The organism is Streptomyces sp. NPDC001219 (assembly GCF_053597915.1).
This window is the reverse complement of sequence record NZ_JBSFJF010000021.1, coordinates 101,782-128,144: the sequence shown is the minus strand read 5'-3', so window position 1 is coordinate 128,144 and position 26,363 is coordinate 101,782. Positions and strand designations below refer to the sequence as shown.

At 72.4% G+C, this 26,363-nt stretch carries 27 protein-coding genes; 5 read left to right on the top strand and 22 right to left on the bottom strand.

Annotated elements, in window-relative coordinates:
* Positions 1-208 precede the first annotated feature (208 nt).
* Positions 209-1,510, top strand: a complete 1,302-nt coding sequence (locus ACWC9R_RS16685; protein ID WP_450732186.1) for a class I SAM-dependent methyltransferase — start codon at positions 209-211, stop codon at positions 1,508-1,510.
* On the opposite strand, the gene ACWC9R_RS16680 is transcribed toward ACWC9R_RS16685, so the two are convergent.
* The 4 genes from ACWC9R_RS16680 to tsaB all read right to left on the bottom strand — a co-directional run bounded on the left by ACWC9R_RS16680 (position 1,494) and on the right by tsaB (position 4,319).
* On the bottom strand, positions 1,494-1,859 hold the full coding sequence (locus ACWC9R_RS16680) for a hypothetical protein (RefSeq protein WP_450732185.1): 366 nt from the start codon (positions 1,857-1,859) through the stop codon (positions 1,494-1,496). The genes ACWC9R_RS16685 and ACWC9R_RS16680 overlap by 17 nt on opposite strands.
* Before the next feature lie 122 nt (positions 1,860-1,981).
* Positions 1,982-3,115: a tRNA (adenosine(37)-N6)-threonylcarbamoyltransferase complex transferase subunit TsaD gene (gene tsaD, locus ACWC9R_RS16675; protein ID WP_362606010.1), complete on the bottom strand. Its 1,134-nt coding sequence runs from the start codon at positions 3,113-3,115 to the stop codon at positions 1,982-1,984.
* Positions 3,116-3,120: 5 nt separating this feature from the next.
* Positions 3,121-3,594 carry a ribosomal protein S18-alanine N-acetyltransferase gene (gene rimI / locus ACWC9R_RS16670; RefSeq protein ID WP_450732198.1) on the bottom strand — a complete coding sequence of 158 codons (474 nt, stop codon included), beginning with the start codon at positions 3,592-3,594 and terminating at the stop codon, positions 3,121-3,123.
* A 65-nt stretch (positions 3,595-3,659) separates the two neighbouring features.
* Positions 3,660-4,319, bottom strand: coding sequence for a tRNA (adenosine(37)-N6)-threonylcarbamoyltransferase complex dimerization subunit type 1 TsaB (tsaB, locus tag ACWC9R_RS16665; protein ID WP_450732183.1), 660 nt, complete (start codon positions 4,317-4,319; stop codon positions 3,660-3,662).
* A gap of 135 nt (positions 4,320-4,454) precedes the next feature.
* On the opposite strand from tsaB, the gene ACWC9R_RS16660 reads away from it, so the two are divergent.
* Positions 4,455-5,024 (top strand): hypothetical protein, encoded by a 570-nt coding sequence (locus ACWC9R_RS16660; protein ID WP_450732181.1) that lies wholly within the window; start codon positions 4,455-4,457, stop codon positions 5,022-5,024.
* Between the two features lie 37 nt (positions 5,025-5,061).
* On the opposite strand, the gene ACWC9R_RS16655 is transcribed toward ACWC9R_RS16660, so the two are convergent.
* The 10 genes from ACWC9R_RS16655 to ACWC9R_RS16610 all read right to left on the bottom strand — a co-directional run bounded on the left by ACWC9R_RS16655 (position 5,062) and on the right by ACWC9R_RS16610 (position 15,268).
* Positions 5,062-5,349: a hypothetical protein gene (locus ACWC9R_RS16655; RefSeq protein WP_450732180.1), complete on the bottom strand. Its 288-nt coding sequence runs from the start codon at positions 5,347-5,349 to the stop codon at positions 5,062-5,064.
* Positions 5,350-5,519: 170 nt separating this feature from the next.
* Positions 5,520-6,056, bottom strand: a complete 537-nt coding sequence (gene tsaE, locus ACWC9R_RS16650; RefSeq protein ID WP_362606000.1) for a tRNA (adenosine(37)-N6)-threonylcarbamoyltransferase complex ATPase subunit type 1 TsaE — start codon at positions 6,054-6,056, stop codon at positions 5,520-5,522.
* Between the two features lie 86 nt (positions 6,057-6,142).
* Entirely contained in the window at positions 6,143-7,474 is a 1,332-nt protein-coding gene (locus ACWC9R_RS16645) for an alpha/beta fold hydrolase (protein WP_450732178.1), read from the bottom strand.
* Complete coding sequence (gene alr / locus ACWC9R_RS16640) at positions 7,471-8,658, bottom strand: alanine racemase (protein WP_450732176.1); 1,188 nt, start codon at positions 8,656-8,658, stop codon at positions 7,471-7,473. The genes ACWC9R_RS16645 and alr overlap by 4 nt, the downstream gene beginning before the upstream one ends.
* A gap of 59 nt (positions 8,659-8,717) precedes the next feature.
* On the bottom strand, positions 8,718-9,536 hold the full coding sequence (locus ACWC9R_RS16635; protein ID WP_450732175.1) for a L,D-transpeptidase family protein: 819 nt from the start codon (positions 9,534-9,536) through the stop codon (positions 8,718-8,720).
* Between the two features lie 107 nt (positions 9,537-9,643).
* Positions 9,644-11,068, bottom strand: coding sequence for an NAD(P)H-hydrate dehydratase (locus ACWC9R_RS16630; RefSeq protein WP_450732173.1), 1,425 nt, complete (start codon positions 11,066-11,068; stop codon positions 9,644-9,646).
* A gap of 10 nt (positions 11,069-11,078) precedes the next feature.
* The gene (locus ACWC9R_RS16625) at positions 11,079-11,447 is read right to left on the bottom strand and encodes a holo-ACP synthase (RefSeq protein ID WP_362605988.1); all 369 of its coding nucleotides are present in this window, start codon (positions 11,445-11,447) and stop codon (positions 11,079-11,081) included.
* Complete coding sequence (glmS, locus tag ACWC9R_RS16620) at positions 11,444-13,291, bottom strand: glutamine--fructose-6-phosphate transaminase (isomerizing) (protein WP_450732171.1); 1,848 nt, start codon at positions 13,289-13,291, stop codon at positions 11,444-11,446. Before glmS ends, ACWC9R_RS16625 begins: the two co-directional genes overlap by 4 nt.
* Before the next feature lie 132 nt (positions 13,292-13,423).
* Positions 13,424-14,752, bottom strand: coding sequence for a hypothetical protein (locus ACWC9R_RS16615; protein ID WP_450732169.1), 1,329 nt, complete (start codon positions 14,750-14,752; stop codon positions 13,424-13,426).
* A gap of 240 nt (positions 14,753-14,992) precedes the next feature.
* Positions 14,993-15,268: a hypothetical protein gene (locus ACWC9R_RS16610; RefSeq protein WP_393365494.1), complete on the bottom strand. Its 276-nt coding sequence runs from the start codon at positions 15,266-15,268 to the stop codon at positions 14,993-14,995.
* 197 nt (positions 15,269-15,465) lie between these two features.
* Here ACWC9R_RS16610 and coaA point away from each other — a divergent pair, with 197 nt between their 5' ends.
* Together coaA and ACWC9R_RS16600 are read left to right on the top strand one after the other, a co-directional pair.
* The gene (gene coaA / locus ACWC9R_RS16605; protein WP_450732168.1) at positions 15,466-16,449 is read left to right on the top strand and encodes a type I pantothenate kinase; all 984 of its coding nucleotides are present in this window, start codon (positions 15,466-15,468) and stop codon (positions 16,447-16,449) included.
* Between the two features lie 14 nt (positions 16,450-16,463).
* Positions 16,464-17,402, top strand: a complete 939-nt coding sequence (locus ACWC9R_RS16600) for a DUF389 domain-containing protein (RefSeq protein ID WP_450732166.1) — start codon at positions 16,464-16,466, stop codon at positions 17,400-17,402.
* A 201-nt stretch (positions 17,403-17,603) separates the two neighbouring features.
* Here ACWC9R_RS16600 and glmM read toward each other — a convergent pair whose 3' ends face one another.
* The 4 genes from glmM to ACWC9R_RS16580 all read right to left on the bottom strand — a co-directional run bounded on the left by glmM (position 17,604) and on the right by ACWC9R_RS16580 (position 22,001).
* Positions 17,604-18,962 (bottom strand): phosphoglucosamine mutase, encoded by a 1,359-nt coding sequence (gene glmM / locus ACWC9R_RS16595; protein WP_450732164.1) that lies wholly within the window; start codon positions 18,960-18,962, stop codon positions 17,604-17,606.
* Positions 18,963-19,101: 139 nt separating this feature from the next.
* Entirely contained in the window at positions 19,102-19,605 is a 504-nt protein-coding gene (rpsI, locus tag ACWC9R_RS16590; protein WP_086719508.1) for a 30S ribosomal protein S9, read from the bottom strand.
* A 43-nt stretch (positions 19,606-19,648) separates the two neighbouring features.
* Complete coding sequence (gene rplM / locus ACWC9R_RS16585; RefSeq protein WP_006604900.1) at positions 19,649-20,092, bottom strand: 50S ribosomal protein L13; 444 nt, start codon at positions 20,090-20,092, stop codon at positions 19,649-19,651.
* A gap of 265 nt (positions 20,093-20,357) precedes the next feature.
* Positions 20,358-22,001, bottom strand: coding sequence for an ABC-F family ATP-binding cassette domain-containing protein (locus tag ACWC9R_RS16580; RefSeq protein WP_450732162.1), 1,644 nt, complete (start codon positions 21,999-22,001; stop codon positions 20,358-20,360).
* A gap of 55 nt (positions 22,002-22,056) precedes the next feature.
* Between ACWC9R_RS16580 and ACWC9R_RS16575 the strand changes: the two genes are divergently transcribed.
* Positions 22,057-22,923: a hypothetical protein gene (locus ACWC9R_RS16575; protein ID WP_450732160.1), complete on the top strand. Its 867-nt coding sequence runs from the start codon at positions 22,057-22,059 to the stop codon at positions 22,921-22,923.
* 58 nt (positions 22,924-22,981) lie between these two features.
* Here ACWC9R_RS16575 and truA read toward each other — a convergent pair whose 3' ends face one another.
* The 4 genes from truA to rpsD form a co-directional block, all read right to left on the bottom strand.
* Positions 22,982-23,836: a tRNA pseudouridine(38-40) synthase TruA gene (gene truA, locus ACWC9R_RS16570; RefSeq protein ID WP_450732159.1), complete on the bottom strand. Its 855-nt coding sequence runs from the start codon at positions 23,834-23,836 to the stop codon at positions 22,982-22,984.
* Between the two features lie 97 nt (positions 23,837-23,933).
* A complete protein-coding gene (gene rplQ, locus ACWC9R_RS16565) occupies positions 23,934-24,401 on the bottom strand; it encodes a 50S ribosomal protein L17 (RefSeq protein ID WP_030074813.1) in 468 nt (155 codons plus the stop codon).
* Between the two features lie 196 nt (positions 24,402-24,597).
* Positions 24,598-25,620, bottom strand: a complete 1,023-nt coding sequence (locus ACWC9R_RS16560) for a DNA-directed RNA polymerase subunit alpha (RefSeq protein WP_003956430.1) — start codon at positions 25,618-25,620, stop codon at positions 24,598-24,600.
* 109 nt (positions 25,621-25,729) lie between these two features.
* Complete coding sequence (rpsD, locus tag ACWC9R_RS16555; protein WP_450732156.1) at positions 25,730-26,356, bottom strand: 30S ribosomal protein S4; 627 nt, start codon at positions 26,354-26,356, stop codon at positions 25,730-25,732.
* Between the last annotated feature and the right edge of the window lie 7 nt (positions 26,357-26,363).

The following is a 26,363-nucleotide window of genomic DNA, read 5'->3' as shown; positions in this document are numbered from 1 at the left end:
GGGGCCTGGTGTGTGGACGTAAAGCGAAGCAGTCCACACACCAGGCCCCGGAGGCCCGTCACCGCACCCGACAACCACCCGCCCGCCGCAGGCGCAACGGCGAGGAACCGACAAGCATCACCCGCACCCACGCCCCGCGCAGCGGACCCGCAAACGGCGAGAGGCCACCACGGAGGGAAAGCCGACAACGTGGGGAGACAATGAGGTCGTGAACGACCTCGACACCTTTCACCGCCTCCTCGCCCCGGAGGGGCAGACCCTGCTGGCCGAGTTGCGGGACCACGACCCGGCGGACGAGCTGGCGGCAGCCACCCGGCTGCGACGGGACCACCCGGCGGAGCTGGTCTCCGCGGCGCTCGGGCAGGCCCGGCTACGGCAGCGGGCGGTGGCGAAGTTCGGGGCGGACGCCTGGCGGATGTACTTCACGCCGAACGGTGTCGAGCAGTCCACCCGCACCACGGTCGCCACCCACCGCGCCACCCGCCTCGCCGCACTGGGCATCCGTTCGCTGGCCGACCTGTGCTGCGGCATCGGCGGCGACGCGCTGGCGCTGGCACGGGCCGGAATCCGGGTACTGGCCGTGGACCGCGACCCGTTGGCGTGTGCGGCGGCGCGGGCCAACGCCGAGGCGCTGGGGCTCGCGGAGCTGATCGAGGTGCGCTGCGCGGATGTGACGGAGGTGGACACCGCCGGGTACGACGCGGTGTTCGTCGACCCGGCGCGGCGGAGCAAGGCGCGGGAAAAGGGGGCGGCGCGCAGCGCCTCGGTGAGGGGCGGTGGCCGGGCCACGGGTGGGCGGATCTTCGATCCGGAGGCGTACGCGCCGCCGCTGTCATGGGCCGTGGAGGCGGCCCGCAGCGCACCGGTCGCGGCGCTGAAGATCGCGCCGGGGGTGCCGCACGAGGCGCTGCCGGAGGACGCCGAGACGGAGTGGATCTCGGACGGCGGTGACGTCAAGGAGGCCGTGGTGTGGTTCGGGGCGGGCCGGGGCGCGGCGCCCCGCCCGGTGCCCGGCGGCCGTCGCGCCACGCTGCTGCCCGCCGGGCACTCCCTGCTCGGCACCGGGCTGCCGGACCCGTCCGCGGGCGACGACGCGCCGCAGGCGCCGGTCGGCCCGGTCGGCGACTGGCTGTACGAGCCGGACGGGGCGGTGATCCGGGCGCATCTCGTCGCGGACGTCGCCCGGCAGGTCGAGGGGCGGCTGATCGACCCGACGATCGCCTACATCACCGCGGACCGGCTGACGGAGACGCCGTACGCGACCGCCTACGCGATCACCGATGTGCTGCCGTTCCACCTCAAGAGGCTCAAGGCGCTGCTGCGGGAGCGCGAGGTCGGGATCGCGGTGATCAAGAAGCGGGGCTCCGCGGTGGAACCCGAGGAGCTGCGCAGGAAGCTGAAGCTGGGCGGCGGCCGCAAGTCCTGCACGATCTTCCTCACCCGGGTCGCCGGGGCCCCCACGATGCTGCTGGGGCACCCGGCCACGGACCCGGTCACGCCAGGTCGGTGAGGTCCTCGGCGTAGATCTGGGACAGCGGCTGCGGGCCGATGTACTGCTGGCAGGTGCACTGGCCCGCCTCGTACTGCACCGGCCTGTGGTCGGCGTCCCAGGCGACCGCCACCTCGACCCGCTCATGACACTTGCCCTTCTTGTCATGCTTGGCGAGATGGTGGGTGCAGCCGCACACCGGCTCCGGCGGCTTCTGCGCGGCGGCCAGTTCCTGCCGTTCGTGGCGGGCGCTCTCCAGGCGTTCCATCCTGCGTTCGTGCCGGGTGCGCAGCGCGGTGCGGGCGGTGTCGGCGACCTTCGCGAAGCCGCCCGCCATGAAGAAGATGAAGACCCACCAGAACCAGTCCACGGCCTGCCGCCTCCCCACGCACTCGCTCGATGCTGCAAGTCAGGGTAAGACCTCGGGCCGGACACCGGGGCGGGGGCGGCGGCGAGGACTCGCAGAAGGACAAAACGAGCCCTCGCCGGGCGTCACGAGTAGAGGTTGTGCTTGCTCATCTCGTGGACGTGATCGTGGTCGTGGTGGTGGTGCGCGGGTGCGTCCTCGGGGAACTCGCCGGGCACATGGGGTTCGGTGACCGGGAGCGAGGAGTCCGCGGAGAGGTCCCAGGCCGAGGCCGGCCGGTTGCGGGCCACCATCTCGGCACCCAGGGCGGCGACCATCGCACCGTTGTCGGTGCACAGCTTGGGCCGCGGCACCCGCAGGGTGATGCCGGCGTCCTCGCAGCGGCGCTGGGCCATCGCCCGCAGCCGGGAGTTGGCCGCGACCCCGCCGCCGATCATCAGGTGGTCCACGCCGTTGTCCTTGCAGGCCCGGACGGCCTTACGGGTCAGCACGTCCACCACGGCCTCCTGGAAGGACGCCGAGACGTCCGCCACCGGCACCTCCTCACCGGCCGCCCGCTTAGCCTCGATCCAGCGGGCCACGGCGGTCTTCAGGCCGGAGAAGGAGAAGTCGTAGACCGGGTCGCGGGGGCCGGTCAGCCCGCGCGGGAAGCGGATCGCGTCGGGGTTGCCCTCGCGGGCGTAGCGGTCGATGACCGGGCCGCCGGGGAAGCCGAGGTGCAGCACCCGCGCGATCTTGTCGAAGGCCTCGCCCGCCGCGTCGTCGATCGTCGAGCCCAGGGGGCGTACGTCGGAGGTGATGTCCGGGGCCAGCAGGAGGGAGGAGTGGCCGCCGCTCACCAGCAGCGCCATCGTCGGCTCCGGCAGCGCGCCGTGTTCCAGCTGGTCGACACAGATGTGCGAGGCGAGGTGGTTGACGCCGTAGAGCGGCTTGCCGAGGGCGTAGGCGTACGCCTTGGCGGCCGAGACGCCGACCAGCAGCGCACCGGCCAGGCCCGGTCCGGCGGTGACCGCGATCCCGTCCAGGTCGGAGGCGGCGACGCCGGCGTCCTTCAGGGCCCGCTGGATGGTGGGGACCATCGCCTCCAGGTGGGCGCGCGAGGCCACCTCCGGCACCACGCCGCCGAAGCGGGCGTGCTCGTCGACGCTGGAGGCGACCGCGTCGGCCAGGAGGGTGTGGCCGCGGACGATGCCGACACCGGTCTCGTCGCAGGAGGTCTCGATGCCGAGGACGAGCGGTCCGCCGCGTGAGTCAGCCATGGTTCTCAAGTTCCTTGTACGGAGGGTGCTTCGGAGGAGGTCTGGGTGGTGCGGCGCATCACGAGGGCGTCGACGTTGCCGGGCTGGTAGTAGCCGCGGCGGAAGCCGATCGGCTCGAAGCCGAAGCGCTCGTAGAGGCGCTGGGCGCGGAGGTTGTCGACCCGTACCTCCAGCAGCACCTCATGGCATTCGAAGTCGGTCGCGGCGCCGAGGAGTTCGGTCAGGAGCCGGGCGCCGAGGCCGGTGCCCCACTGGTCGCGGGCGGTGGCGATGGTCTGGACGTCGCCGGTGCCGTCGATGGCGGCCAGCCCGCCGTAGCCGACCAGCCTGCCGTCCTGCTCGGCGACGAGGTAGCGGCGGGTGGCGAACGGCCCGCGCGCATGTGCCAGCTCGGACCAGAACATGCCCGGCGACCAGGCGTCCTCGGGGAACAGCTCGCGCTCCAGCTCCAGCACCGGCGCGATGTCCCACCAGCGCATCTCGCGCAGCGCGGGGCCGCCGGACGGTGGCGCCGGGGAGCACTGGCCGGACGGCGGGCAGGCGGTCACCGGGGAGTGACCACCTTGTAGTTGGCGGGGACCTGGGCGTCCGGGCGCCGCAGGTACAGCGGCCGCGGCGGCAGCAGCTCCTCGCCCGCCGCGAGCTTCCCGGCGGCCAGCGCGGCCAGCGCGCCGGCGGACTGGTGCTCGGGGGCCTCGCGCCGTACGCCGGTGAAGACCGTGTCGTAGAGCACCGCGCCCGCGCCCACGGCCGGGACGCCGGCCACTTGGTCGGCGAGGTCGGCGGGGCGGTCGACGGCCGGCTCGGTCAGCCGGGTGCGGGCATCGGCGTAACGCGCCCAGTAGACCTCCTTGCGGCGGGCGTCGGTGGCCACGACGAAGGGCTCGGTCAGCCCGGAGGCGTGGGCGAGGCCGTCCAGGGTGCACAGGCCGTGGACGGGCACGCCGAGCGCGGCGCCGAACGTGGCGGCGGTCACCAGGCCGACGCGCAGCCCCGTGTACGGTCCCGGGCCCACGCCGACCACGATGTCGCTGACCGCGTCAAGCTGGTGGCCGGCCTCCGCCAGCACCCGGTCGACGGCGGGCAGCAGCAGTTCGCCGTGCCGGCGCGCGTCCACCTGGCGGGACTCGGCGAGGACGCGGGTGCCGTCATGGAGCGCGACGGTGACGGCGGGGGTGGCGGTGTCAAGAGCTAGCAGCAGCACGTCCTCAAGACTACGGCTCGGCGGGTGGTCCCCGTTCCCGGTGCTACCGTCGCCCCGTAGCCCAGCAGCAAGCAGCCCGGCATCCAGGCCCGGGACTCCCCGCCGGCGGGGACAGCGAGGAAAGGTGGCACAGCGGTGCCCGCTAAGAGCAGCACGATCGTCACCGCGCTGACCACGGCGGCCCTGGTCGCGGTCGGAGTGCTCGGCTACCAGGCCGCGGCCTCCGCCCCGGACAGCCTGGCCCAGGCCCGTAAGGACAACCGCCACAGCGCCGCCGGGAAGCACGCGCACCGGCCCGCCAAGAAGGACAAGGCCCCCGCACCGGCCCCGGTGCCCGCGGCGTCCGGCCAGGGCAAGCGGATCGTCTACGCGCTCGGCGCCAAGCGGGTCTGGCTGGTCGACGCGCGGAACAAGGCGCTGCGGACGTTCCGGGTCGCGCCGAGCGCGGTGAGCCCGCAGCCGGGGTCGTACCCGGTCGGCTCGCGGTCGGTCAGCGTCACCGGCTCGGACGGGATCGCGATCGAGCACGTCGTGCGGTTCGCCGCTGTCAGCGGCGTCACGGTCGGCTTCAGCGCGGCCGTCGACGGCTCCCGGCCCGACCCGGGCGCGACGGCGAAGACCGGCGGTATCCGTCAGTCGCGCGCGGACGGCAAGGCGATGTGGGACTTCGCGCCCACCGGCACCAAGGTCGTCGTGGTCTCCTGACCGCGCGGCTCCCCGGCGGCCCGTTCGCCCCTACGGGCTACGCCGCGTCGCGGCCTTTGGTGGACGCCGCCGAAGACCGGGGCTGCTCCTCCTCCGCCTCCGGCTCGTCCGCCGGTGGCGTGGTGTCGCTCTGACGGGCTTCCTCGGCGGCGTCGGGGGGCGTGGAGACCGCGCTGGCCGCGGCGCACGCGGCCAGCAGTTCGTTCATGGTCGGCGCCTCGCGCGGATCGCGCCCGGCCGCCGCGACGGGGATGCCCGCACGCCCCTCGGGCGTGGGGCAGTGCTGGTGGGCCGACATGGACGCCTCCCGGGGCTCCTGGGGCAAGCGACAGAAGCTAGGCTTACTACTTAGGCATACCTAACTGGGGTCTCCACCCATGTGACCACGCCCGGCACCGGGTACGCAACATCTTACCGACGGCTTGTCGGAAACTACGGACGTCCGGCGGCCTCCGCGGCCGGGCGGAATCCCTGCCGCGACCACCGGCCCCGCCGTCAGCAGGCCTCCAGCGCGGGCAGCCCGGCGTCCGCCCAGCGCGCGCCGAGGCCGGTGACCGTCACCTCGCGCACATCGTCGACGTCGTCCTCCAGGGCCCCGTCCGGACCACCCGGGGCGTCGGCACCCACGGCCCGGCCGATGACCACGTGCAGCCGGTCCTCGGACAACTCCTCGACCTTGCCGTCGCCCCACTCCACGACCACCACCGACTCCGGCAGCGAGACATCGAGGTCCAGGTCCTCCATCTCGTCCAGCCCGCCGCCGAGCCGGTACGCGTCGACGTGCACCAGCGGGGGGCCGCCGGCCAGCGAGGGGTGCACCCGGGCGATGACGAAGGTGGGGGAGGTGACGGCGCCGCGGACGCCCAGGCCCTCGCCCAGGCCGCGGGTCAGCGTCGTTTTGCCGGCTCCCAGCTCACCGGTGAGCAGGACCAGGTCGCCGGGGCGCAGCAGCGGGGCCAGACGGCGGCCCAACTCCTGCATCTGTGCGGGGGACTTGACGGTAACGTGCGCCATCGCGCCGGTGGTGCTCATGCCGCAAATGGTACGGCCTGTCCCTCTCCCGGCCGCCACCCTGCCGGGCACCGGCCCGCCGCACCGGTGCCCGCCGGGCCGTCCGCTCAGGCGCGTGCGTGCCGGGAGGTGCGGGCCGCCGCGCCCGCCCGTTCCACCAGCGACACCAGGTGCTCGTTGACCAGCTCGGGCCGCTCCAGCATCACCAGGTGACCGGCCCCGGGGACGCACACCAGCTCCGCGTCGGGCAGCACCTCGGCGATCGCCCGGCTGTGGTCGGCCGGGGTGATCAGGTCGCTCTCCCCGGCGAGCACCAGGGCGGGCACCGCGTCGTACGCCACCAGCGCCTCGGTCTTGTCATGCACCGCGAACGCCGGGAAGAACTCGGCGACCACGTCGATCGGAGTCGCCTCGATCAGCCGTTCGCCGAACCGCGCGATGCCCGGGTCCACCTTCTCCGGCGTCCCGAACGAGTACCGCTTGATCAGCCCGGCGAAGAGGTCGGCGGTGGCCCGGCGGCCGCGCTCGACGATCTCGCGCTGCCAGCCCAGCGCCTTCAGCACGCCCGGCGCGAGCCAGTGGAAGGCCTTGACGCCCATCGACGGCAGCCCGAAGCCGACCTCGCTGAGCCGGCCCGCCGACGTGCCGATCAGGGCCACCCCGACCACCCGCTCCGCGACGTACTCGGGGAACTGGTCGGCCAGCGCCATCACCGTCATCCCGCCCATGGAGTGCCCGACCAGCACGATCTGCCCCTCGGGGACCGCGGCGTCCAGCACCGCCTTCAGGTCCCGGCCCAGCAGGTCGATGGTGACCGGTTCCGTGCCGTCGATCTGGCCGTGGCCGCGCGAGGAGCGGCCGTGGCTGCGCTGGTCCCAGTGGACGGTGCGCACCGTGCCGCGCAGGGCGGAGCGCTGGAAGTGCCAGGAGTCCTGGCTGAGGCAGTAGCCGTGGCTGAAGACGACCGTGGGGGCCTGGCCGCGCCGGCCCAGCGCCGCGGTCAGCCGCTTGCGCAGGCCGCCGTGCGCCTCCTGCGCGGCCCGTGCCTCCTTGCCGCGGACCGGCTTGGCGGACCGGGCGGCCTTGCCGCCCTTGCCGTTCCTGGCCTTCGTCCGGTCGTCCTTCTCCGGCCGGGCCGTCTCCACGCCGGGCTCGTCGACCTCGTAGTACAGCTCGGTGCCGTCCTCGGCGATCGCCGCGCCCGGTGTGCCGCGCAGCGTGCCGTACGGGCCGGCGGCGTCCAGCGCGAGCCGGGCCCGGCGGCGCATCCCGCGGCCGACCGTCATCCGCTCTATCGCCACCCCGGCCGCGGCACCCGCCGCGACCACGCCGATCGCGGCTCCGGCCACACCGGCGTGCCGGCCGGCCCGTGCCCAGTTCCCGGCCGCCTCGACGGCCGTCTCGACCGCCTCCACGGCGGCGTCCTGTCCCTCGGTCATGCCGTACCCCCCGTGAGCGCGCTGTCTCCTTCGGCCTCGCTCGGCGTGCCGCTGTCCACATAGACGCGCGGGACCCGGGTTCCGATCCGCGTGACGATCTCGTAGCCGATGGTTCCGGCCACTCTGGCCCAGTCCTCCGCGGTCGGCTCACCGCGGTCCCCCGGGCCGAACAGCACCGCCGGATCGCCCGGCGCGGCGCTGTCCCCGCCCAGGTCGACCACGAACTGGTCCATCGCGATCCGCCCGGCGACCGTCCGCCACTTGCCGGCGACCAGCACCGGGCCGGTGCCGGAGGCGTGCCGCGGGATGCCGTCCGCGTAGCCGAGCGGGACCAGCGCCAGGGTGGTCTCGCCGGGCGTCGTGTAGTGGTGCCCGTACGACACGCCGTGGCCGCCCGGGACGCGCTTGACCGACGCCAGCGCGGCCTCCAGCGTCATCGCGGGCCGCAGCCCCAGCTCAGCGGAGGTGCCGACCTCGGGGCTGGGCGAGATGCCGTAGATGCCGATGCCGGTACGGACCAGGTCGAAGTGCGCCTCGGGGAGGGTGAGCAGCGCCGGGGTGTTGGCGATGTGCCGCACCTCGGGGCGCAGTCCGGCCTTCTCGGCGGTGCCCAACGCCTCCTGGAAGGCGGCCAGCTGGGCGGCGATCGAGGGGTGTCCTGGCTCGTCGGCGCAGGCGAAGTGCGACCAGACGCCGGTGACGGTCACCGTGCCGTCGGCCTCGGCGGCGCGGGCCGCGGTGGTCAGTTCCGGCCAGTCGGCGAGGGCGCAGCCGTTGCGGCCGAGCCCGGTGTCGACCTTGAGCTGGACGCGGGCGGTCCGGCCGCACTCGCGCGCCGCCGCGGTCACCTCGCGCAGCGCCCACAGCCCGCTGACCGAGATCTCGATGTCCTGCTCGATGGCCCGGCGCCAGGGGCCGCCCGGCGTCCACAGCCAGCACATCAGCCGCCCGGTGTCACCGGCCGCGCGCAGCGCGAAGGCCTCCTCGGGCAGCGCCGTGCCCAGCCAGGCGGCACCGGCCTCACGGGCGGCGCGCCCGCAGCGCACCGCCCCGTGTCCGTAGCCGTCGGACTTGACCACGGCCATCAGCTCTGCCCGGGGTGCGCGGGCCCGCAGCGCACGGACGTTCGACCGCACGGCGGCGAGGTCGATGGCGGCGCGGGCGCGCATTGCTGTCTCGTTCATCCCCCTCAGTGTCGCAGGCGACGCCGCGGGGCCCCGGGGGACGGGCGGGGAAACCGTGCTCACACGCCGGGCTTCCGCCCCCAGACGTACACGGTGTCGCCCTTCCTCAGCACTTCCCACGCCCTCCGCGCGTCCGTCATCGTGAGGTTGACGCAGCCGTGCGAGCCGGGCCCCGAGAAGATGTCCTCGTAGACGCCGTGCAGCGCCTCCCCGCGGTCGAAGAACTGGGCGTACGGCATCCGCGTGCCGTACAGGTTCGAGATGTGCCGCCGGTGCCGCAGGTAGATCCGGTACGAGCCGGTGCGGGTCTCCATCGTCGGCGCACCGGACCGGATCACCATCGGTTCGAGGATCACCCGCCCGCTCTGCTGCACCCACATCAGCTGCCGGTTCAGGTCGACGCACGCGGTCCGCTGCGCGAGGGCGGGGCAGTGGCCGTCCCGGTTGGGGTCCTTCCTGGCCCGCATCAGCCGCACCGTCGCCCCGGTGACCGGACCGGCGAACCCGGTCGCCGGCGCGATGCGGTGCTCCCGCTGGAAGCGCCGGATCGCCCGGCAGTCCCCCGCGCTCTGCCGCCCGTCCACCTGCCGCCCCAGGTAGCCCTCCGTCAGCCGCTGGTAGGGCCCGGTGGAGGCGCTGCACCGCGGTGCCCGGAGGCCGGCGCGGGCGGCCTCGGTCCGCGGCACGTACTCGGTGTGCCGGGCGCCGGTGGCCGCCCGCTGTGCGCGCGGGAGCCCGGGTACCAGGTCGGGCAGCCGGTGCGCGGCGGCCGGGGACGTCACGGCCCGCGCGGGCGACGGCGCCACGGCCACCGCGGGCGGCCCGGCGACAACGAGGAGCGAGGCGCAGACCAGCAGCGCCGAAAGGGAACGTCTCATGCCCTCACGCATGCCGTGGGCGCCCGGTCGTACAAGCCCACCGGACGCCAGGTTCGCCCTGGTGCCCGCACCGTTCCCCCGCCGGGCGTAACGCCGCCCGGGAGCTGTCAGTCCGTCACATCGCGCCAGGCGGCGTCCAGATGGGCGGCGACCTCGGAGGCCAGGATCGGCGCGCCGGACCGTCCGGCCGCGCGGCGGGCCGCCAGCCCGTGCAGATACGCGCCGACCGAGCCGGCGTCCCGCGCCGCGAGCCCCGCGGCCAGCAGCGACCCGGTCACCCCGGACAGCACGTCCCCGCTCCCGGCCGTCGCCAGCCAGCCCGTCCCGGTGGGGTTGGCCCGTACCGGGCCGTCCGCCGCCGCGACCAGCGTCGTCGAGCCCTTGAGCAGCACCGTCGCGCCGTACCGCGCCGCCAACTCCCGTACGGAGGACAGCCGTGCCGCCTCGATCTCCTCGCGGCCGCGGCCGAGCAGCGCGGCGGCCTCCCCCGCGTGCGGGGTCAGCAGGGTCTCGGCGGTGCGCTCACGGACGCGCTGCGGCGTCAGGAACCGCAGGCCGTCCGCGTCCACCAGCACCGGCACGTCCGCCGCGAGCACGTCCTCCAGCGCCTCCGCCTCCTCCCCGATGCCGGGCCCGATCACCCAGGACTGCACCCGGCCCGCCTTGTCCGGCGGCCCGGGGTGCACCAGCGTCTCCGGGAAGTGCGCCAGCACCGCCTCGGCGGCCGGCCCGACGTACCGCACGGCCCCCGCGCCGCCGCGCAGCGCGCCCGCCACCGCGAGCACCGCCGCCCCCGGATACCGCGCGGACCCGGCGACCACCCCGACCACGCCCCGCCGGTACTTGTCGCTCTCCGGCGCCGGACGCGGCAGCAGCTCCGCCACGTCCGCGTGCTGCAGCGCCTCCAGCGCGGCGTCCCGGGGCAGCGTCAGCCCGATGTCCACCAGCCGCAGCGCACCGGCCCGCTCCCGCGCCGGATCGATCAGCAGCCCCGGCTTGTACGCCCCGAACGTCACCGTCGCATCGGCCCGTACGGCGTCCCCGTGCACCTCACCGCTGTCCGCGTCCACCCCGCTGGGCAGGTCGACCGCCACCACGGGCGCCGACTCCCGTGCCGCCCGCGCGAGTTGCGCGGCCTCCGGGCGCAGCCCGCCCCGTCCCCCGATGCCGACGATGCCGTCCACGACCAGATCGGAGCGCGCGAGGTCGCGCGGCGGGTCGTCCGAGACCCGCCCGCCGGCCGCCCGCAGCGCGGCCAGCCCGCCCGGGTGGGCCCGTTCGGGCGACAGCAGCACCGCCGCCACCCCGGCCCCCCGCCGGGCCAGCCGGGCACCGGCGTACAGCGCGTCCCCGCCGTTGTCGCCGCTGCCCACCAGCAGCACCACCCGGCTGCCGTACACCTTGCCCAGCAACTCCCCGCAGGCCACGGCCAGTCCGGCCGCCGCCCGCCGCATCAGGGCCCCCTCGGGCAGCCGGGCCATCAGCTCCCGCTCGGCGGCCCGTACGGTCTCCACGCTGTAGGCAGTCCTCATACCTCCAGTCTCACCCCTCGGCGATCACCACGGCGGAAGCAACTCCCGCGTCATGGCTCAGCGAGACATGCCATGACCGCACCCCCAGCTCCGCGGCCCGCGCCTCGACCGTGCCCCGCACCCGCAGCCGCGGCTGCCCGCTGTCCTCGACGTACACCTCGGCGTCGGTCCAGTGCAGCCCGGCCGGCGCGCCCAGCGCCTTGGCGACCGCCTCCTTGGCGGCGAACCGCGCCGCCAGGGAGGCCACACCACGCCGTTCACCGCTCGGAAGTATCAGCTCCTCGTCGATGAACAGCCGCCGCGCCAGCTCCGGCGTACGCTCCAGCGCCGCCCCGAACCGGTCGATCTCGGCGACGTCGATCCCGACCCCGATGATCATTCCACCGTCACCGACTTGGCGAGGTTGCGCGGCTGGTCGACCTCGTTGCCGCGGGCGGTGGCCAGCTCACAGGCGAAGACCTGGAGCGGGACGGTGGACACCAGCGGCTGCAGCAGCACCGGCGTCCGCGGAATCCGCACGAGGTGGTCCGCGTACGGCACCACCGTCTCGTCACCCTCCTCCGCGATCACGATGGTCCGCGCCCCCCGGGCCCGGATCTCCTGGATGTTCGACACGATCTTGTCGTGCAGCACGGACCGCCCCCGCGGTGACGGCACGACCACCACCACCGGCAGATCGTCCTCGATCAGCGCGATCGGCCCGTGCTTGAGCTCCCCGGCCGCGAAGCCCTCCGCGTGCATGTACGCGAGCTCCTTGAGCTTCAGCGCGCCCTCCAGCGCCACCGGATAGCCCACGTGCCGCCCGAGGAAGAGCACCGTGTTCTTGTCCGCGAGGCTGCGTGCCAGCTCCCGCACCGGCTCCATCGTGCCCAGCACCTGCTCGACCTGGGTGCCGATGGCCGCCAGTTCGCGCACCACGGCCCGGATCTCGTCGCCCCACTTCGTGCCCCGCACCTGCGCGACGTACAGCGCCACCAGGTAGCAGGCCACCAGCTGGGTCAGGAACGCCTTGGTCGAGGCCACCGCCACCTCGGGCCCGGCGTGTGTGTACAGCACCGCGTCCGACTCCCGCGGAATCGTCGACCCGTTCGTGTTGCAGATGGCCAGCACCTTGGCCCCCTGCTCCCGCGCGTGCCGCAGCGCCATCAGGGTGTCCATGGTCTCGCCGGACTGGCTGATCGCGATCACCAGCGTGTGCCGGTCCAGGATCGGGTCGCGGTAGCGGAACTCGCTGGCCAGCTCGGTCTCGCACGGAATCCGCGTCCAGTGCTCGATCGCGTACTTGGCGATCATCCCCGCGTGGAACGCCGTCCCGCAGGCCACGATGACGACCTTGTCGACCTCGCGCAGCACCTCCGGCGGAATCCGCACCTCGTCCAGGGACAGCACACCCGACGCGTCGATCCGGCCCAGCAGGGTGTCCGCGACGGCCTTGGGCTGCTCCGCGATCTCCTTGAGCATGAAGTAGTCGTAGCCGCCCTTCTCGGCGGCCGAGGCGTCCCAGTCGACGTGGTACTCCCGCACCTCGGCGGGCGCCCCGTCGAAGTCGGTGACCGTCACCCCGTCCCGGCGCAGCTCCACGACCTGGTCCTGGCCCAGCTCGACGGCTTCCCTCGTGTGCGCGATGAACGCCGCCACATCCGAGGCGAGGAAGGCCTCCCCGTCCCCGACACCCACCACCAGCGGCGAGTTCCGGCGCGCCCCGACCACCACATCCGGCTCGTCGGCATGCACCGCGACCAGCGTGAACGCGCCCTCCAGCCGCCGGCACACCTGCCGCATCGCCTCGGCCAGCTCCCCGCACGACGAGTAGCACTCGGCGAGCAGGTGCGCCACGACCTCGGTGTCCGTCTCGGACTCCAACTCGTGCCCACGGTCGGTGAGTTCGGAGCGCAGCCCGGCGAAGTTCTCGATGATGCCGTTGTGCACGACCGAGACCCGCCCGGCGTTGTCCAGATGCGGATGGGCGTTCTCGTCGGTGGGCCCGCCGTGCGTCGCCCACCGCGTGTGCCCGATCCCCGTCGAACCGGCCGGCAGCGGACGGTCCGCCAGCTCCTTCTCCAGGTTGGCGAGTTTCCCGGCCTTCTTCGCCGCCGCCAGCCCACCATCCGCCAGCACGGCCACCCCCGCGGAGTCATACCCGCGGTACTCCAGCCGCTTCAGCCCGGCCAGAACGACATCAAGGGCACTCTGCCCGCCCACATATCCCACGATTCCGCACATGAGGGCAGCGTACGCGCAGCGTCCTGCCCAGCGGTGGTACGGCAACGCGGTCGGCTCGGCAGCCGGACCGACCGCCCTCAACGCCGGGCTGCGCCCCGGGCCGAGGCCCGCCGTGCGGCCTCGCGGGAACGCTCACCGACCGGCGTCAGGCCCGGGGCCGGACAGGAGGCCCTCCAGGTACCGCGTACGGCTGTCCTTCATCGCCATGCGGGCGACGAGGAGACAGCCGAACGCGGCGAGACACAGGAGGCCGGCCCCCCACCGTCCGACACCGCTTACGACGGCACCGAGGGCGACAACCCCGGCCACGAGCCACCACAGCCCCTTGGCATGCAGCTTCGGGTCCCATGCCGGGTACGTACGAACCGCCCGCAGACCGTCCCCCTCGGGGAGGCACGCGACGGCCGGTACGGGGGCGCCCTCGGGGCACTCCGATTCCCCGGAAACCCTGAGGACGCCCTGCACACACCGTCGCCCGTCCAGCACCAGCATCGCCCGCACCCTCTTCGTCCCCGGGCGGTCGGCGGCGAATTTCACCCAGTACAGCTTCGCCTCACGTCCCCTGATCTCCAGGGAAAGCTGCGACGGGTCGATCGCCGGATCAAGCAGGAGATCCCACTCGTACCCGTCGAACCCCACACCGGGCTTCGGCCGGGTGGTCGTGACGCCCTTGGTGTCCGTGGTGCTGTCCGCCACCACCCCCACGCTGTTCACCGTGACAGGAAGCGAGCGGCACACCCCCTTCCCGAGCGGACGCCGCAGCCCCCGGGAGGCCTTGGGGAAACCGCCGAAATACAGGCCCCAGAGCAGCGAGCAACCCGCCAGGAACAGAACGACGAACACGATGCCCCCTTGAGCGGAGCCACCCGTCTTCTCTTCCAGGGCCGCGCGGTCACCGTCAGCGAGAACCCCGAGATCCGCCGCGGCCGGCGCATACAGCGCCCAGACCTTTTCGCCGCGCCTCACCTGGCGCTCCGAGGTGAACTCCACCCTCTCGGACCTGGTCTCGGCGTCGAACGGCACGGAGACCCGGGCGGCGACCTCATAATGCCCGGAGTGTTTTTCCCGCACGTACTCGGACGAGAGCACCTTCTGGACGGACACCGCCTGGATGCCCCCCTTGGCCTCAACGATCCGGGCGGCTTCCGGCGAGAAGGATATGGCGGCGTAGAAGAACAGCCCCACCGGGATGACGGTGGCCCACAACCCCGCGACGATCCACCCGTAGTTCTGACCGGGCCACCAGTGCCTACGCGTCCCGGCCCGGCCCGCCTGAGCGACGGAGCCCGGCCGCAGGCACCTCAGGGCACCCACCAGCCCGACCACCGTCAGCGCCAGACACCCCAGGAGATCCCACCGCGGCAGCGGCGTGGAGGGCCGCATCAACGCGCACACCACGGCGGCCGCCACTCCCCCACCGGCCGCCACCAGGCAGACATTGACGACACGGGTCCGAGTCATCCGAAAAATATCCCTCACGCTTCGGTCCTGGGGCTCTGACCGAGCCTCAGAAGTCTTCTCCTCCCCTCATCATCGCCCTGGACCGTTGCCTGCTGGACCGTTGCCCGGGGGCCGTCCCGTGAGGGTGGCGGCGTGAGACTCTCCGGCGCCTGAACCGGTGGAGACATGACATGACGCCCACAGCCAACGTGGCTGATCTGCCACCGAGTTGAGGACGCCGACCCGTAGGCCCGCCGCCCCTCAATACCCCCGCGTTATCCGCTCGTGCGCCTCCCGCACCGTCTCCAGCGACTCCTCGTCCGCCTCGGGGTCGGCGCCGGGACCGTCGGACGGTTCGTAGCGTTCCAGGAAATCGGCGAGGTCCTCGCCCAGGTCCTCGTCCGGCAGTTCCTCGGTCAGCTCGGCGTACACCAGGGCGGCGAAGCCGTCCGTCGTGCCGTCGGCTCCGTCGTGATCCGTGCCGGTGGTACTCCCCCACGGCCGCTGTCCCAGCAGACCGGCCTTACGCGCGCGCACCCCGCACCCCCTCCTTCGTCCGCGGCCCGGCGTCCGGGCCCTTCCCCGCCGCCGACCGTACCGGGCGAAAACCGCCGGGTACAGACAGGGTTGCCGAGAATCACCCAAGACCACCCCGACATCCACAAGACCACCTCAGGACCTCCGGCCGGGCACCCCGAGATGAACGGCGGGTGCCGCCTGCGCACAATGGGCGCGTGCCCCTGACGACCGATCCGCAGCAACGACGCCGCGCCGACAGCTCCCCGTACGTCGACCTGACACGCGCCCAGTGGAGTGCCCTGCGGGAGAAGACCCCGCTGCCCCTGACGGCCGACGAGGTCGAACAGCTGCGGGGCCTGGGCGATGTCATCGACCTCGACGAGGTACGCGAGGTCTATCTCCCGCTGTCCCGGCTCCTCAACCTCTATGTCGGCGCCAGCAGCAGTCTGCGCGGCGCGCTGAACACCTTCCTCGGCGACGCGGGCGGCGGCCCCCAGCCCGGCACCCCGTTCGTCATCGGGGTCGCGGGCAGCGTGGCGGTCGGGAAGTCCACCACCGCCCGGCTGCTGCAGGCGCTGCTGGCCCGCTGGCCCGAGCATCCGCGCGTCGAGCTGGTCACCACCGACGGTTTCCTGTTCCCCAACGCCGAGCTGCACCGGCGCGGCCTGATGTCCCGCAAGGGCTTCCCGGAGTCCTACGACCGGCGGGCGCTGACCCGCTTCGTCGCGGATGTGAAGTCCGGCCGGGCCGAGGTCACCGCACCGGTCTACTCCCACCTGATCTACGACATCGTGCCGGGCGAGCGGCTGACCGTGCAGCGCCCCGACATCCTCATCGTCGAGGGCCTGAACGTCCTCCAGCCGGCGCTGCCCGGCAAGGACGGCCGCACCCGCCTCGGGCTCGCCGACTTCTTCGACTTCTCCGTCTACGTCGACGCCCGCATCGAGGACATCGAGAAGTGGTACCTCGGGCGCTTCCGCAAGCTGCGCGAGACCGCCTTCCAGAACCCGTTCTCGTACTTCCGCAAGTACACCCAGGTCTCCGAGGACGAGGCCCTCGACTATGCGCGGATGATCTGGCGCACCGTCAACAAGCCCAATCTGCAGCAGAACGTCGCCCCGACCCGCGGCCGCGCCAACCTGGTGCTGCGCAAGGGTCCGGACCACAAGGTGCAACGGCTGTCGTTGCGCAAGCTCTAGGGAAGGCGAACGCCGTGCTGCATCTGCGCCTGATCGTCCCTGCGGACCGTACGGACGAGGTGCTCCATCTGCTGGAGCGGACCGTGGGGACGACCCATCTCGTGGTGCTGAGCGGGGCGGCCCGCGATCCACGGGGCGATGTGGTGCTGTGCGATGTCGCGCGGGAGGCCGGTGACCGGCTGCTGGCCCGGCTGCGGGAGATGGGCCTCGACAGGACCGGGGCGATCGCGATCGAGCACATCGACCTGTCGCTGTCCCGGCGGGCCGACCGGGCGGAGGACGAGGCGCCCGGCGAGGGCGCGGACGCCGTGCTGTGGGAGTCGCTGGCCGACGCCACCCACGAGGAGTCCACGCTCTCGGCCACCTACCTGGCGTTCCTGACCCTCGCCACGATGATCGCGGCCTGCGGTGTGGTGCTGGACAACGCCATTCTGATCGTCGGCGCGATGGCGGTCGGCCCGGAGTTCGGCCCGCTGGCGGGAATCTGTACGGCCCTGGTCCGGCGCGCCCCGCGGCTGGCCTGGCGCTCGCTGCTGGCGCTGGTCGTCGGCTTCGCCGTGGCGATGGTGCTGACCTGCGGCTTCAGCTACTTCATGGACGCGGTGGGGCTGTTCACCGAGCACCGGGTCGAGGGCCCGCGGCCCAATACGTCGTTCATCTGGCAGCCGGACTGGATGTCGTTCGTGGTGGCCTTCCTCGCCGGGGTCGCCGGAACCCTCTCGCTGACCTCGGCGAAGTCCGGCGCCCTGGTGGGCGTGGCCATCTCCGTGACGACCGTCCCCGCCGCCGCCAACGCCGCCGTCGCCTTCACCTACGGCGACTACGCGCAGACCTGGGGCTCCTCCACCCAGCTGGGGCTGAACCTGGTGGGCATCGTCCTCGCCGGCACCCTCACCCTGGCCACCCAGAAACTCCTGTGGGCCCGGCACCACACGGCCCCGGTCACGCGGTAGCCGGGAGCGCAGCAGTCGGAGACTGCAACAGCCGCGGACACACCAGCCGCGGACGCCACCACGCGGACGGCCCCGCCCCGGAGCGGCGAGATGCCACCCCGGGGCGGGGCCGGAGAATCCGCGGAACCCGCGGTGCGGCCGGAGGGGCCGCACCCGGTCGTCCGGTGCCTCAACGGCGGCCGCGGCGGCCGCCCCCGGCACTCATCCCAGCGCCGACTTGACCACGTCCGCCAGCCGCTCGGCCACCGCGCGCGCCTGCTCGATGTCCGCGGCCTCCACCATCACCCGCACCAGCGGCTCCGTACCGGACGGCCGCAGCAGCACCCGCCCGGTGGCGCCCAGCTCCCGCTCCGCCTCGGCGACCGCCGCGGTCACCTCGGGCGAGGTGCCCACCCGGGACCTGTCGACGTCGGGGACGTTGATCAGGATCTGCGGCAGCCGCTCCATGACGCCCGCCAGCTCGGCCAGCGGCCGGCCGGTCGCGGCGACCCGCGCGGCCAGCATCAGCCCGGTCAGCGTGCCGTCGCCGGTGGTGGCGTGGTCCAGCACGATGACGTGCCCGGACTGCTCGCCGCCCAGCGCGAAGCCGTGCGCCTTCATCTCCTCCAGGACGTAGCGGTCGCCGACCGCGGTCTGGACGAGGTCGATGCCCGCGCGCTCCATCGCCAGCTTGAAGCCGAGGTTGGACATCACGGTGGCGACGACGGTCTTCTTGCGCAGCGTGTCCGCCTCGCGCATGCCGATCGCCAGGACGGCCAGGATCTGGTCGCCGTCGATCTCGTTGCCCTCGCGGTCCACGGCCAGGCAGCGGTCCGCGTCGCCGTCGTGGGCGACGCCCAGGTCGGCGCCGTGCTCGACGACGGCGTCGCGCAGCAGCTGGAGGTGGGTGGAGCCACAGCCGTCGTTGATGTTCAGGCCGTCGGGGTCGGTGCCGAGCGTGATGACGTCGGCACCGGCCCGCGCGAACGCCTCGGGCGAGACCCGCGCCGCCGCCCCGTGCGCCCCGTCGATGACGATCTTCAGCCCGTCCAGGCGGTTGGGCAGCACCCCGACGAGGTGCGCGACATAGTTGTCGAAGCCCTCGTCGTAGACGGTGACCCGGCCCACGCCGGCCCCGGTCGGCCGCTCCCAGGGCTCACCGGAGCTGTGGGCGCGGTAGGTCTCCTCGATACGGTCCTCCAGCTCGTCGGCGAGCTTGTGACCGCCGCGGGCGAAGAACTTGATGCCGTTGTCGGGCATCGGGTTGTGGCTGGCGGAGAGCATCACGCCGAGGTCCGCACCGAGCGAGCCGGTCAGATACGCGACCGCCGGGGTCGGGAGCACCCCCACCCGCAGCACGTCCACACCGGCGCTGGCCAGACCCGCGACGACCGCGGCCTCCAGGAACTCGCCGGACGCGCGGGGATCACGTCCGACCACCGCCACCGGCCGGTGCCCTTCGAACGTGCCCGCTTCCGCGAGCACATGCGCCGCCGCGACCGACAGACCGAGCGCCAGCTCCGCCGTCAGATCCGCATTGGCGACACCGCGCACCCCGTCCGTGCCGAAGAGTCGTCCCACTGGTGTCCTCCGAGTAGATGAGCTTGGACCAGAGCATTAAGTCCAGGTATACGCCCCTGGTCGTGGATAGCCGAACGCCCCGGCAGCACGGAGGTGCCACCGGGGCGTTCGCCAAGGCTGCATGGTGCAGCGCGCGCGATTAGCGCTTGCTGTACTGCGGCGCCTTGCGGGCCTTCTTCAGACCGGCCTTCTTGCGCTCGACCGCACGGTCGTCACGCTTGAGGAACCCGGCCTTCTTCAGCGCGCCGCGGTTGTTGTCCACGTCCGCCTCGTTCAGCGCACGGGCCACGCCCAGGCGCAGCGCACCGGCCTGGCCGGAGATGCCGCCGCCGGAGATGCGGGCGACCACGTCGTAGCGGTTGTCCAGCTCGAGCACCTTGAAGGGCTCGTTGACTTCCTGCTGGTGCACCTTGTTGGGGAAGTAGCCCTCAAGGGTGCGGCCGTTGATCTTCCACTGGCCGGTGCCCGGAACGATCCGGACGCGGGCGATGGCGTTCTTGCGACGGCCCAGGCCGGCCGCCGGCTGCGGGTCGCCGAAGCGGGACGCGAGGGACTCGGAGGTGTACTCCGACTCCACGACCTCGGTCTCGGTGGTGTACTCCTCGACCTCGTCCAGCGGGGTCTCGGGGGTGGTCTCAGCCACGATGCTCCTCAGAATTCTCTGTCGTCTTAGGGGGTGGCCGGACTTACTGCGCGACCTGGGTGATCTCGAACGGGACCGGCTGCTGCGCAGCGTGCGGGTGCTCGGCACCGGCGTAGACCTTCAGCTTCGAGAGCATCTGACGGCCGAGGGTGTTCTTGGGGAGCATGCCCTTGATGGCCTTCTCGACGGCCTTCTCGGGGTTCTTGTCGAGCAGCTCGTCGTAGCGGACCGAGCGCAGACCGCCCGGGAAGCCCGAGTGGCGGTAGGCCATCTTCTGGGTCCGCTTGTTGCCGGACAGGTGCACCTTGTCGGCGTTGACGATGATGACGAAGTCACCCATGTCAACGTGCGGCGCATAGACCGGCTTGTGCTTGCCCCGCAGGAGGGACGCGGCCTGGGTGGCCAGACGGCCCAGGACAACGTCCTGCGCGTCAATGATGTGCCACTGGCGCTGGACATCGCCGGGCTTGGGGCTGAACGTACGCACGTCTTAGCCTTCGCTTCTGAGTGAATGGGTCCTGTACTGGTCGCCATGGCTGACACACAGCAGGGCGGCACTACGGGTGACGCAACCCGATCGTCCGCCGCTGGTTATCGGCCCAGGGACCGGCGTAAGGGCCCCTCACGTGAGATAGAGCAAGCCAATACGCATAACGAACCAGCAGAATACCGGGCCGTCCCCAGCGGGGTCAAAACGCCTCCCGAACCGGCGTGCGGACGCCGCACCGGGCGCCCGGCAACCGCCCGCCCCGCTAGCGTGCCCGCTCCACCCTCCGCTCGTCCCACACCGGCTCCGCCGTCTCCCGCACCCTCCCGTCCGAGCCGAAGACCAGGAACCGGTCGAAGGAGCGCGCGAACCAGCGGTCGTGGGTGACCGCCACCACGGTCCCCTCGTACGCCTCCAGCCCCTCCTGGAGCGCCTCGGCGGACTCCAGGTCCAGGTTGTCGGTCGGCTCGTCCAGCAGCAGGGCCGTCGTACCGGCCAGCTCCAGCAGCAGGATCTGGAAGCGGGCCTGCTGGCCGCCGGAGAGCCGCTCGAAGCGCTGCTCGGCCTGCTTCTCCAGCTCGTAGCGGCGCAGCGCGGACATGGCCTGGCCCTTGTCCTTGGCGTGCTCGGTCCACAGGACGTCCAGCAGGGTGCGGCCCATCAGCTCGGGGTGGGCGTGCGTCTGCGCGAAGTGGCCGGGGACGACCCGGGCGCCCAGCTTCCAGGCGCCGGTGTGCGCGACGGGGTTCTCGGCTGCGGCGTCGCCGCCGGCCAGCAGCCGCAGGAAGTGCGACTTGCCGGAACCGTTGGAGCCCAGGACCGCGACCCGCTCGCCGTAGAAGATCTCCAGGGAGAAGGGCTTCATGAGGCCGGTGAGCTCCAGCTGCTCGCAGGTGATCGCGCGCACGCCGGTGCGCCCGCCGCGCAGCCGCATCGTGATCTCCTGCTCGCGCGGCGGCTCCGGCGGCGGCCCGGCCTCCTCGAACTTCCGCAGCCGGGTCTGCGCCGCCTGGTAGCGGGAGGCCAGACCGTCGTTGAACGCCGCCTTGTTCTTGAGCGTGTTCACCAGCTGCTTCAGCTGGACGTGCTTCTCGTCCCAGCGCCGCCGCAGCTCCTCGAAGCGGGCGAAGCGCTCCTTGCGGGCCTCGTGGTAGGTGCCGAACCCGCCGCCGTGCACCCAGACGTCGGAGCCCGCCGGGCCCGGCTCGACGCTGACGATCTTCTCGGCGGAACGGGCCAGCAGCTCCCGGTCGTGCGAGACGAACAGCACCGTCTTGGGGGTCTGCCGCAGCTGCTCCTCCAGCCAGCGCTTGCCCGGCACGTCCAGATAGTTGTCCGGCTCGTCCAGCAGCAGCACCTCGTCCGTACCGCGCAGCAGCGACTCCAGCACCAGCCGCTTCTGCTCGCCGCCGGACAGCGTGCGCACCTTCCGCCACTGCGCCTTCTCGTACGGCATGCCCAGCGCCGCCGTCGTGCAGATGTCCCAGGCGGTCTCGGCCTCGTAGCCGCGGGCCTCGGCCCAGTCGCTGAGGGCCTGGGCGTAGGCCATCTGCGCGGCCTCGTCGTCGTCCTCGGCGGTCATGATCGCCAGCTCGGCGGCGTCCACCGCGGCGGCGGCCTCCCTGATCCGCGGCTGCGCCACGGAAACCAGCAGGTCACGGACCGTGCGCTCGTCCCGTACGGACCCCACGAACTGCGGCATCACGCCCAGCCCGCCGCTGACCGTCACCGACCCGCCGTGCGGCTCCAGCTCCCCCGCGATCAGGCGCAGCAGCGTCGTCTTGCCGGCGCCGTTGGCTCCCACCAGCGCGACCGACGCGCCCTCCCCCACCCGGAAGGACACGTCCCCCAGCAGGACCCTGCCGTCCGGCAGGTAGTACTCCAGATGTCCGGCCTCAAGATGTCCCATGAGCGGATTGTGACCGCCCGCCGCGCCGTCCACCAACCCCATTAGGATGCGCGGCATGAGCTTTGGGCAAGGCGGGCCGTTCGACGGCCCCGGGGGTTCTTCGTCGTCCACGCCGGACTGGGGCGCACTCGCCGAGGAGAGTGAGGCGTCGGCCCGCCGGAAACGCTGGATGTGGATCGGTGGCGGCGTGGTGGCCGCTCTGGCGGTGGCCGGCATCGTCACCGCCGCCGTCATGACCGGCGGCGGCACGAAGGGCGGCGGCGCCACGGCGGCGCCCACCGCCTCCGAGGAGACCGTGCCGGACGACAAGCCGTCCTTCCCCGACGTCTCCGTCCCGCCCCCGCCGAACCCGCGGGACTACATCACCGACCCCAAGAAGGACAAGGCGCCGCTGACCCCCGCCACCCTCTTCCCGCAGAAGAGCATGGTCGTCGGCGCGCACTCCTACCCGCGCACCAAGACCGCCAGCACCAAGGACTGCACCGCCGCCGCTCAGGGCCCGCTGGTCTCCTCGCTGTCCCACAACGGCTGCCGGCAGCTGCTGCGGGCCACGTACTCCAGGGGCGGCGTCGCGGTCACCGTCGGGATCGCGGTCTTCGACTCGCCCGCCAGGGCCGCCAAGGTCATGAACGAGAACAAGGCCAACCTCATGCCGCTGCCCGGCGGCGGGGTGCCCTCGGACTTCTGCCAGGGCACGAAGTGCCGGATGGCCACCAACGCCACCGGCCGCTACGCCTACTTCACCATCGCCGGCTACCTCAACGGCAAGGACGTCACCGGCTCCGAGACCAAGGCCCGGCAGATCGCCCGGGACGGCGGCGCCTACGCGTTCGGCCGGATCACCCAGCGCGGCAAGGACCAGGCCGCGAAGGCCGGCGAGCAGCAGCTCAGGGACGCGCAGAAGAAGGCCGGCCGGTCCTGACGCCCCGGGTGGCGCCGCCGGTCCGGCGGCGCCACCACGAGGCTGTACGGCCCGCCGCTCAGCAGCAGCCGCCCGCCGGCAGCGTCCGCTTGTTCCGCGCCTCCTGGTTGCGCGCCATCAGCAGCTCGTCGGCCGGGTAGCCGACCTCCTCCAGCGTCAGCCCGTGCGGCCGTACGACATGCACCGCGGAGTCCCGCACCCCGGCGGCCAGCACCTTGCCGGGCCACTCCACGGGCCGGTGCCCGTCGCCGACGAACAGCATCGCCCCCACCAGCGACCGCACCATGTTGTGGCAGAAGGCGTCAGCGCGCACGGTCGCCGTGATGATCCCGTCCGCCCCGCGCACCCAGCTCAGCTCCTGGAGAGTACGGATCGTCGTCGCGCCCTCCCGCCGCTTGCAGTACGCCGCGAAGTCGTGCTCGCCCAGCAGCGGCCGGGAGGCCTCGTTCATCGCCTCGACGTCCAGCGCCCAGTCATGCCACAGCACATGGCCGCGCAGCAGCGGGTCCACCCCGCCGTGGTGGTCGGTCACCCGGTACGCGTAGCGCCGCCAGATCGCCGAGAACCGCGCGTTGAAGCCGTACGGCGCCTCGTCGAGCCGCCACACCCGGACGTCCTTCGGCAGCCGCCCGGCCAGCCGCCGCAGCAGCTTGTCCCGGTGCTCCGCCCACAGCTCCACGGGCAGATCCACGTGCGCCACCTGCCCCCGCGCGTGCACCCCCGCGTCCGTCCGCCCGGCCACGGTGAGCTCATACGTCTCCGCGGACCGCGTCACCGTACGCAGCGCGTCCTCGATCTCCCCCTGGACGGTCCGCCGCCCGCCGGCCTGCTTGGCCCACCCGGAGAAGTCCCTTCCGTCGTAGGAAAGGTCCATCCGCACCCGGACCAGGCCCGGCTTCACTTCGTCACTCACACCAGCAATCCTCTCAACCCCGCGCGGTGCCGCCCGCACCCGAACGCGAAAGCGGGCCCGCCCCGAAGGGCGAACCCGCTCACGCGTAAGTCAGGACTCAGGCGTCCTTCGACTCCTCGGTCGCCTCGGCAGCCGTGGCCGCCTCCGCGTCCTTGGCCGCACGCTTGGTCGCGGCCTCGGCCTCACCGGTGGCCTGCTGGGCCACGGTCAGCGCCTCCACCAGCTCGATGACGGCCATGGGAGCGTTGTCGCCACGACGGTTACCGATCTTGGTGATACGGGTGTAGCCACCCGGGCGGTTCTCGAACCGCGGGGCGATCTCGGTGAAGAGCGTGTGCACGACGCTCTTGTCCGAGATCAGCTGCATGACCTGACGGCGGTTGTGAAGGTCGCCCTTCTTCGCCTTGGTCACCAGACGCTCCGCGTACGGACGCAGACGACGGGCCTTGGCCTCGGTCGTCGTGATGCGGCCGTGCTCGAAGAGCGAGGTGGCCAGGTTGCGCAGCATGAGGCGCTCGTGCGCAGCGCTGCCGCCCAGACGGGCACCCTTGGCGGGCTTCGGCATTTTCTTTCTCCTTGGTATCTGCCCCGGCCGTATCAGGTACCGAGGTCAGGACCCGGTGAGCGGTTGCTCACCGGCAACAACCAGCCCCTCCCGCGAGGAGAGGGGCGGGACCCCCGCGCCCTGTAAGGGGCGCGGGGAACTGCGCGACCAGCCGCAGCCGGCCCGCAGTCGCGATCAGGCCGTCCGGCCCGAGTTCTTAGTACTGCTCGGTCTCGACGAAGCCCGCGTCCGCGTCGTCGTCCGCACCGAACGCGTCGGCGGCGGCGGTCGGGTCGAACCCGGGAGGCGAGTCCTTCAGCGCCAGGCCCATACCGGCCAGCTTCGCCTTGACCTCGTCGATCGACTTCGCACCGAAGTTGCGGATGTCGAGCAGGTCGGCCTCGGAGCGCGCCACGAGCTCACCCACGGAGTGGATGCCCTCACGCTTGAGGCAGTTGTACGAGCGGACCGTGAGCTCCAGCTCCTCGATCGGCAGCGCCAGATCGGCGGCCAGGGCGGCGTCCGTCGGGGACGGGCCCATGTCGATGCCCTCGGCGTCGATGTTGAGCTCGCGCGCCAGACCGAACAGCTCGACCAGGGTCTTACCGGCGGACGCCATGGCGTCACGCGGGCGCATGGCCTGCTTGGTCTCGACGTCGACGATCAGCTTGTCGAAGTCGGTGCGCTGCTCGACACGGGTCGCCTCGACCTTGTAGGTGACCTTGAGCACGGGGCTGTAGATGGAGTCGACCGGGATACGGCCGATCTCCTGGCCCACCTGCTTGTTCTGGACGGCGGAGACGTAGCCGCGACCGCGCTCGACGGTCAGCTCCATCTCCAGCTTGCCCTTGCCGTTGAGGGTGGCGAGGACCAGGTCCGGGTTGTGCACCTCGACACCGGCCGGGGGCGCGATGTCAGCAGCGGTGACCAGGCCGGGGCCCTGCTTGCGCAGGTACATCACGACCGGCTCGTCGTGCTCCGAGGAGACGACCAGCTGCTTGATGTTGAGGATGAGGTCGGTGACGTCCTCCTTGACGCCCGGCACGGTGGTGAACTCGTGCAGGACACCGTCGATGCGGATGGACGTGACCGCCGCACCCGGAATCGAGGACAGGAGGGTACGGCGCAGGGAGTTGCCGAGGGTGTAGCCGAAGCCCGGCTCCAGCGGCTCGATCACGAACCGGGAGCGGTATTCGTCGACGACCTCTTCGGTCAACGAGGGACGCTGAGCAATCAGCATGGTGTTCGATCCTTCAGTCGTGGACGCCCGCTATTTGACGCCCGCTGTACTGACAAGGGTACGGGCGGCACGGCGCCATCGGCTCCGTACCGCCCCCACCGGTCAGCTCTTACTTGGAGTAGAGCTCGACGATCAGCTGCTCCTGCACCTGGGTGTCGATCACCTGGCGCTCGGGCATGCTGTGCACGAGAATCCGGAGGTTCGAGGGGATCGCTTCCAGCCAGGCCGGAACGGTCTTCTCGCCGGCCTCGGCCTGCGCCACCGCGAACGGGGTCAGGTTCCGAGAGCCCTCGCGGACCTCGATGATGTCGTTCACGGCCACGCGCGCCGACGGAATGTCGGTCTTGCGGCCGTTCACGTTGACGTGTCCGTGACGCACCAGCTGACGGGCGTGGTCGCGGGACTTGGCGAAGCCGGCCCGGTAGACCACGTTGTCGAGGCGGGTCTCAAGGATGCGCAGAAGGTTCTCACCGGTCTTGCCGGTCTTCTGGTTCGCTTCCTTGTAGTAGTTCACGAACTGCTTCTCCAGGACACCGTAGATACGGCTGCACTTCTGCTTCTCACGAAGCTGAAGGAGGTACTCGCTGTCCTTGGTGCGCCCGCGACCGTGCTCACCCGGGGGGTAAGGACGGATCTCGATCGGGCACTTCGCGCTCTCGCACTTGCTCCCCTTGAGGAAGAGCTTCTGCTTCTCCCGACGGCAACGCTTGCAGTCGGCCCCGGTATAACGCGCCATTTTCCAG